Annotated in this window: 5 protein-coding genes; 3 read left to right on the top strand and 2 right to left on the bottom strand. The window is 49.8% G+C overall.

Going from position 1 to position 7,567, the window contains the following annotated elements; translation table 11 throughout:
• Positions 1–133 precede the first annotated feature (133 nt).
• From HMPREF0645_RS07325 to HMPREF0645_RS07315, 3 genes are read left to right on the top strand one after another with little or no spacing between them, the layout of a single operon-like run.
• Positions 134–2,077, top strand: a complete 1,944-nt coding sequence (locus HMPREF0645_RS07325) for a glycogen debranching enzyme N-terminal domain-containing protein (RefSeq protein ID WP_007174304.1) — start codon at positions 134–136, stop codon at positions 2,075–2,077.
• Positions 2,078–2,091: 14 nt separating this feature from the next.
• The gene (locus HMPREF0645_RS07320; RefSeq protein ID WP_007174303.1) at positions 2,092–3,357 is read left to right on the top strand and encodes a glycosyltransferase family 4 protein; all 1,266 of its coding nucleotides are present in this window, start codon (positions 2,092–2,094) and stop codon (positions 3,355–3,357) included.
• Positions 3,358–3,408: 51 nt separating this feature from the next.
• Positions 3,409–4,866 carry a glycoside hydrolase family 57 protein gene (locus tag HMPREF0645_RS07315; RefSeq protein ID WP_007174302.1) on the top strand — a complete coding sequence of 486 codons (1,458 nt, stop codon included), beginning with the start codon at positions 3,409–3,411 and terminating at the stop codon, positions 4,864–4,866.
• A 372-nt stretch (positions 4,867–5,238) separates the two neighbouring features.
• On the opposite strand, the gene pgl is transcribed toward HMPREF0645_RS07315, so the two are convergent.
• Both pgl and zwf read right to left on the bottom strand, forming a co-directional pair.
• Positions 5,239–5,952, bottom strand: coding sequence for a 6-phosphogluconolactonase (pgl, locus tag HMPREF0645_RS07310; protein ID WP_007174301.1), 714 nt, complete (start codon positions 5,950–5,952; stop codon positions 5,239–5,241).
• Positions 5,949–7,448 (bottom strand): glucose-6-phosphate dehydrogenase, encoded by a 1,500-nt coding sequence (gene zwf, locus HMPREF0645_RS07305; protein ID WP_007174300.1) that lies wholly within the window; start codon positions 7,446–7,448, stop codon positions 5,949–5,951. Before zwf ends, pgl begins: the two co-directional genes overlap by 4 nt.
• Positions 7,449–7,567: the final 119 nt, after the last annotated feature.

Raw genomic sequence — 7,567 nt, 5'->3', positions numbered from 1 at the left:
TAAATGATAAATTATTTTGATTTGTTTTATATTTTGCCTACCTTTGACAGAGTGAGTGAATGCTTGCCTAACCAACATTTACCCTATCAGTTGAACGATCTATTTAATAAAATAACAGCCTTAATTACCTGCTATGAGTTATCTGAAATTTGAAGCAGCTACGATGACCAATTTGCAGGAGTCCCTGTCCAAGGAACTTCTTCGTACGAATCGGTCCGGGGCTTATTCATGCTCTACCATCGTGGACTGTAACACGAGAAAATATCATGGATTACTCGTGGTTCCAGTACCCGAACTGGACGATGAGAACCATGTACTTCTCTCATCGCTCGATTGCACCGTTATACAACATGGTGCAGCCTTCAACCTTGGTCTGCATAAGTACCAAGGCAACAATTTTAGCCCGAAAGGGCACAAATACATTCGCGCATTCAACTGCGACAAGGTGCCTACCACAGTATATCGCGTGGGAGGTGTGGTGATGAAAAAGGAGGTGGTGTTTCAACATTATGAAGATCGCATCCTGATTCGGTACACACTGGTCGATGCCCATTCGACGACGACCTTGCGCTTCAGGCCTTTCCTGGCATTCCGCAGCGCGCGACAATTCACACACGAGAATTCCATTGTTAACCGCGATTACCAGGAAGTAGACAATGGCATCAAGACATGTCTCTATGCCGGCTATCCCGAACTGTATATGCAGTTCTCCCGAAAGGCCGAGTTTGTATTTGAGCCTGACTGGTATCGGGGTATCGAATATCCGAAAGAGCAAGAGCGCGGCTATGCATCCAGCGAAGACTTGTATGTGCCCGGTTACTTTGAGTTGAGCATCCGCAAGGGTGAGAGTGTGGTGTTTGCCGCATCTACATCAGCCTCCAAACCTCGGGGATTGCATGCACTGTTCGACAAGGAGGTGGACGACAGGTCACCGCGTGACAACTTCTTCCATTGCTTGGTCAATGCTGCGCATCAGTTCCACGTGGAGGACAAGAGCGGTGACAAGTATATACTGGCCGGTTACCCTTGGTTTAAGGCACGTGCCCGCGACACATTTATTGCCTTGCCAGGCCTCACGCTTTCGATCGAGGAGAAAGGTTATTACGAGGCTGCCATGAAAACCGCCGGCAAGGGCCTGCGCGAATTTATGGACGGCAAGCCTCTGTCGGTGAAGCTCTATGAGATAGAGCAGCCAGATGTGTTGCTGTGGGCCGTGTGGTGCATACAGCAATATGCCAAGGAAGAAGGCGTTGAGGCCTGTCGGACAAAGTATGGAAAGCTGGTGCTTGACATTATTAACTATATCAAAAACCAGCGACACCCTAACCTTACGCTCGAAGCCAACGGACTTGTCAAGACTGATGGCAGAGACCGACCCGTGACTTGGATGAACTCCATGTCTAATGGTCGGCCTGTGGTGCCTCGCACGGGATATGTCGTTGAGTTCAATGCTCTGTGGTATCACGCATTGAAGTTTGCCGAGACCATGGCCGACAAAGAGAAAGGATCGGCTCAAGTCAGTAAGCTTCAAGCATTGGCCGAGAAATGCCGGGAATCGTTTGTTAAAACTTTTGTCAACGAGCATGGCTATCTTTTTGACTATGTAGATGGCCAGGAGCAAGACTGGAGCGTGCGACCGAATATGATTTTTGCAGCGGCTTTCGACTATTCACCATTGTCTCAGGACCAGAAAAAGAAGGTAATAGACATATGTACGCGTGAGCTACTCACGCCCAAAGGCCTGCGGTCGCTCTCGCCCAAGAGTGGTGGTTACACCCCGATGTACGTGGGTCCGCAGGTGCAACGTGACCTTGCCTATCACCAGGGCACGGCATGGCCTTGGCTCGGCGGCTTCTATATGGAGGCTTGCCTCAAGCTTTACAAGCGCACCAGGCTGAGCTTTATCGAGCGGCAGATGGTAGGCTATGAAGACGAAATGTTCTACCATTGCTTGGGAACATTGCCCGAACTTTTTGACGGCAATCCACCGTTCCATGGTCGGGGAGCTGTGTCGTTTGCCATGAACGTGGCTGAGATTCTGCGTTCGCTTGAACAAATGGAAAAATATAAATATTAAAGGGAGGACTGCAAATGAAAGTATTAATGTTTGGATGGGAGTATCCTCCCCATGTTTACGGTGGACTTGCTACTGCCAACTTCGGAATCTCCGAAGGCTTACACGCGCAGGGTGACATAGAAACCATACTGTGTTTGCCCAGACCTTGGGGTGACGAAGACCGCTCATACGCGCGTATCGTGCCTATGAACTGTGTGCCCATAGCCTATCGGGACGTGAACTATGATTATGTAAAGAGTCGCGTGGGCAACCTGATCGAACCCAACGAATATTACCGTTATCGCGACCATATCTATTCCGATTTCAACTATATGCATGTCAACGACTTGGGATGCATGGAGTTTGCCGGGGGATATCCAGGCAACTTGCACGAGGAAATCAACAACTATTCGATTATAGCCGGGGTGGTTGCACGCGCAGAACAATTCGATATTATCCATGCCCACGACTGGCTCACCTATCCTGCTGGCATTCATGCCAAGCATGTGAGCGGAAAACCATTATGCATCCATGTTCATGCCACCGATTATGACCGTAGCCGGGGCAAGGTGAATCCTACGGTCTACTCCATAGAGAAAGACGGTATGGACCATGCAGACTGCATCATGTGTGTGAGCAATCTTACCCGAAATACCGTCATTCATCAGTATCACCAGGATCCACGCAAGGTGTTTACCGTACACAATGCGGTGTATCCGCTGTGCGAGGAGAACGAAGCCATACCACGTTCCGACGGTGCTGCTAAGGACAAAGTGGTGACATTCCTCGGGCGTATCACCATGCAGAAAGGCCCTGAATATTTCGTTGAGGCTGCAAACATGGTGTTGCACCGCACACGAAATATACGCTTTGTGATGGCAGGCTCAGGCGACATGATGGAGCAAATGATTTATCTGGCTGCCGAGCGCGGCATCGCTGACAGGTTTCACTTCCCGGGATTCATGCGTGGCAAGCAGGTGTACGAATGCCTGAAGGCGTCAGACGTCTACGTCATGCCATCGGTGAGCGAGCCTTTCGGCATATCACCGCTGGAGGCCATGCAGTGTGGCACGCCCACAATCATCTCCAAGCAGAGTGGCTGTGCAGAGATTCTGACGAATTGTATCAAAGTGGACTACTGGGATATTCACGCGCTTGCCGATGCCATATATGGTATTTGCCACAACGATAGTCTCTTCCGCTATCTTCAGGAAGAAGGGCGCAACGAGGTGGCTCAGATCACATGGGATAAAGTTGGAGCGTGGATTCGCGAACTTTACCTGCGTACCCTGAATTGGTAACCACCAATAAAAATGTAAAACCTCAATGTTCAAAGTTAAATTCTAAACTATATGAAGACAATTTGTTTATATTTCGAGATACATCAGATCATACATCTGAAACGTTATCGCTTCTTCGATATCGGCACCGACCACTATTACTATGATGATTACGAAAACGAACGCAGTGTTACAGATGTGGTGGAGCGTTCGTACATGCCTGCACTGAACGCCCTGGAACAGATGATTCAGAAGGGTAAAGGTTATTTCAAAGTGGCATTCTCGCTGTCGGGAGTAGGCATTGAGCAGATGGAGATGCATGCTCCACAGGTGCTCGAAAAGTTGCAGGCTCTCAACAAAACGGGATGTGTGGAGTTTTTGGCAGAACCCTATTCTCATGGACTTTCCTCACTCATCGATGCCGACTGCTTTGCGCTTGACGTAAAGAAACAATGCGATAAAATCAAGGAATATTTTGGCAAGAAGCCCACCGTGTTGCGCAATTCCTCACTCATCTACAGCGACGATATTGGGTTGCAAGCCTCAAAGATGGGCTTCAAGGGCATGCTGACCGAGGGTGCCAAGCATGTGCTGGGATGGAAGTCGCCGCATTATGTTTACAATTGCGCATTGGCGCCGAACCTGAAACTGTTGTTGCGCGACATCAAGCGGAGTGATGACATCAGTCTTCGGTTCAATAATTCAGAGTGGGAGGGCTATCCCATGTTTGCTGACCAGTATATTAATGAAATAGACGCGCTGCCTGAAGGCTCCCAGATCGTCAATATCTTTATGGAACTGTCTGCACTTGGAATTGCCCAGCCGTTGTCGTCAAATATCCTGGACTTCTTACAGGCCTTGCCTGAATTTGCAAAACTGAAAGGCATCACTTTCTCCACGCCATCGGAGATTTGCGCCAATTTCAAGAGCGTTGGAGCACTCGAGGTGCCCGACACGCTCTCGTGGGTGGACGAAGAACGCGACGTGAGTTGTTGGCTTGGCAATCCCATGCAGCGTGAGGCGTTCGAAAAACTGTACAGTGTATCAGAGCGAGTGCGTATTGCCAACGACCCGCGCATCAACCAGGACTGGGATTATCTGCAGGCCAGCAATAACTTCAGGTTTATGACAACTAAACCTTCGAATGTAGGACTCGACCGTGGAATCTACAGCAGTGCTTTCGATGCATTTACCAATTATATGAATATTTTAGGCGACTTCATCACGCGCATCAACGACCGTTATCCTTTGGAAATTGATAATGAACAGCTGAACTCGTTGCTCACTGCCATTAAAAATCAGGGTGAGGAGATAGCCATGAAGGACAAGGAGATTGCTCGTTTGCAGGCTAAGATAGAAAAGATGGACGCTGCCGGAAAGAAGGTGACAACTGCACGCGGCACGTCTGCCCGGAAAACGCCTGCCAAAAAGAAAACTGCCAAGGTGACGAAACCGTCAACACCGACAGCGAAACCGAAGGGCAAAACCGCTGCTGATGTTTCACAGGCAGAGGAGAAGAATAAGAAATAAAAACTGAACGATATTTTAATACAACGTCGGGGCATCTCTCCATGACCAAGAGAGATGCCCCGATTTTGCATATTGTGGGCAGCATCAGATGTTTGATTCAACACGGAACGCGAAACGCTCGGATGAAACTGCTGCATGAGCATGATGGCTAATCAGCACATATCAAGCCTTTAGAAGATTCGATAAACTCTTTTTGTAGCCGTATTTCGAATGTTGTGCAAGCGTATAGCGGACGGAAGGCGTGTGGCTGTCGGCCGTCATCCGTTTGTATGTCGGCTGTGAGACAGTTGTCTGGCAACTGATAGACAACTTGTGGTCGGCTTGAGGACGACGGTTCCGGTAGGAAATGGTGATACGGCCGCTTCCCGGGGGTTATGCTCGCCCTGCTGCTGCCGCATCAGTGAAGACTTCTACTGTGTTGCGTGCGCGACGCCCTACATATGCGGCCGGGCCGGCATCGTTTTGGTCGATGATATCGGCCAACACCGAGGCCTTGCTCTTGCCTGTGAGCAAAAAGATGAGTCGCTGGGCATGGATGATGGGTTGGCCTGTGAGGGCAATGCGCTGCTGCTCGGTCTTGGGATGTGTAGCTACGGCATAGACCTGCGAGGTGGTAAGCAAATGCTCCTGCCCGGGAAAGATGGACGAGGTGTGACCGTCTTCGCCTGCTCCCAAAATGACCATGTCAAATTCGGGGAATCCGTCCTTGTCAGGCACCATGCTGCGCACCGCAGTCTCATAGCGCTGAGCCTCTTCTTCGGGATTTTCTTCACCTTTGATACGTATGATGTTCTCCTTGGGAATATTGATTTTGGAAATCAGGTTGTCGAACGTCATGCCATAGTTGCTCTCTTTATCGGTGGGTGGAACACATCGTTCATCCACCCAGAACAAACGGATGCGCCCCCAAGGTGTACGGGTGTTAAACTCCTCGGCCCACAGACGAAACATCAGTGCAGGTGTGCTGCCTCCGCTGAGCGCAATGTTGATTTTCCGGTCATCAGATTGTTCGCTTGCCATTTGCAGTATGCGTTCGATGAGTGCACGCGCTGCCTCTGCATCGGTATTGTGAATGTGGGTTATCATAGTTCGCAGTATAAGTCGGTGTTGGTAAGATTCTTGCACGGATTGGTCCATTCGGCCTCGTGTTCGTGCATCAATTTGTCGCTCTCTTGTGGTCCCCATGTGCCTGCGGGGTAGCCATAGAGTGGAATCTCGTTGTGGCTCTGCCAGTATTTAAGTATGGGGTCGAAGAATCGCCATGAAGCCTCCACTGCGTCGTTGCGTGTAAAGAGGGTTGGGTCGCCCTGAATGCAATCGTCGATGAGACGTGCATAAGCATCATTGATGACGATGTCGCCCAGTTGGTCGTAAGTGAAATCCATGGCTACACGCTTCACTTCGAAGCCGGCTCCCGGCACTTTCATGCCGATCTTCAGGCTGATGCCCTCGTTGGGCTGTATGCGGATGGTGAGCATGTTGGCTTGTGGACGCTCACCTCCGGCGACATTGCCGAACATTTGGTGGGGTGTTTCGCGGAAGTGGATCACAATCTCGGTAACTTTTGTCGGCATCTGTTTGCCTGTACGAATGTAAAACGGCACACCGCTCCATCGCCAGTTGTCGATGCTCAGACGCATGGCCACGAAGGTTTCCGTGCGCGATTTCGGACTCACACCTTTCTCCTCGCGGTAGCCTTTCCCAGATTGTCCGGCGGTGTATTGGCCGCGGACAATATGCTCTTTGAGGTCGGTTTCATTGAGGGGCTTTAGCGAGTTGTAAACCTTCACCACTTCATTCCGGAAGCTGTCGGCATTGAACACGGCAGGTGGCTCCATGGCGGTGAGAGCCACGAGTTGTATCAGGTGGTTCTGCACCATGTCGCGCAGGGCTCCTGTGTTGTCGTAGAAGCCGCCCCGATTCTCAATACCGAGGTTTTCGACGGCCGTAACTTCTACATAGTCAATATAGTTTCGGTTCCACACTGGCTCGAAAATGCCGTTGGCAAAACGGAATGCCAGGATATTCTGAGCTGTTTCCTTGCCGAGAAAATGGTCAATTCGGAATATCTGTCGCTCTTCGAACACGGATTCATAGACCTTGCCCAGTTCCAGCGCAGACTCAAGGTTGTAGCCAAAAGGTTTCTCGACGATGATTCGCGAACCGGGTGTGTTGAGGCGGACGCTCTTCAGATGCAACGGAACTACACCATACAGCGATGGTGGGGTGGCCAGGTAGAACAGCATGTTGTCGGGTTCTTCCTCGCTGGTCACCTCTTGAATTTTTTGCTTCAGTGCCACGTAGTCATCAGCTTTCGAGGGGTCTGTCGGTTGATAGTAGATGTGTGACACAAAGTCTTTGAAGCGTTTTTCGTCACGATCTTCTGGCTTCACAAATTCGTTCATTTGTTCCAGGATATACGCGCGGAACTCGTCGTCGGAGTAGGGGGTACGTGCAGCGCCGATGATGGAAAAGCTCTTTTCTAATCTGTCGTTGGTATAGAGCGAGTATAGAGCGGGCATCAGTTTGCGTTTGGTGAGGTCGCCCGAGGCCCCGAATATAATCATTGAAAAGTTGTTCATAAGGATTTTTTAATTCAAAATTCACAATTTACAATTCACAATTGGCTACGCAGTGCAATTCAAAATTCACAATTCAAAATTCACAATTGGCTTCGCGTAGTATCAGTTGTCGTGATTAA

The organism is Hallella bergensis DSM 17361 (assembly GCF_000160535.1).
Taxonomy (GTDB): Bacteria; Bacteroidota; Bacteroidia; order Bacteroidales; family Bacteroidaceae; genus Prevotella; species Prevotella bergensis.
Note: the sequence above shows the minus strand (reverse complement) of the source record. Positions and strands in the feature narration are given on the sequence as shown.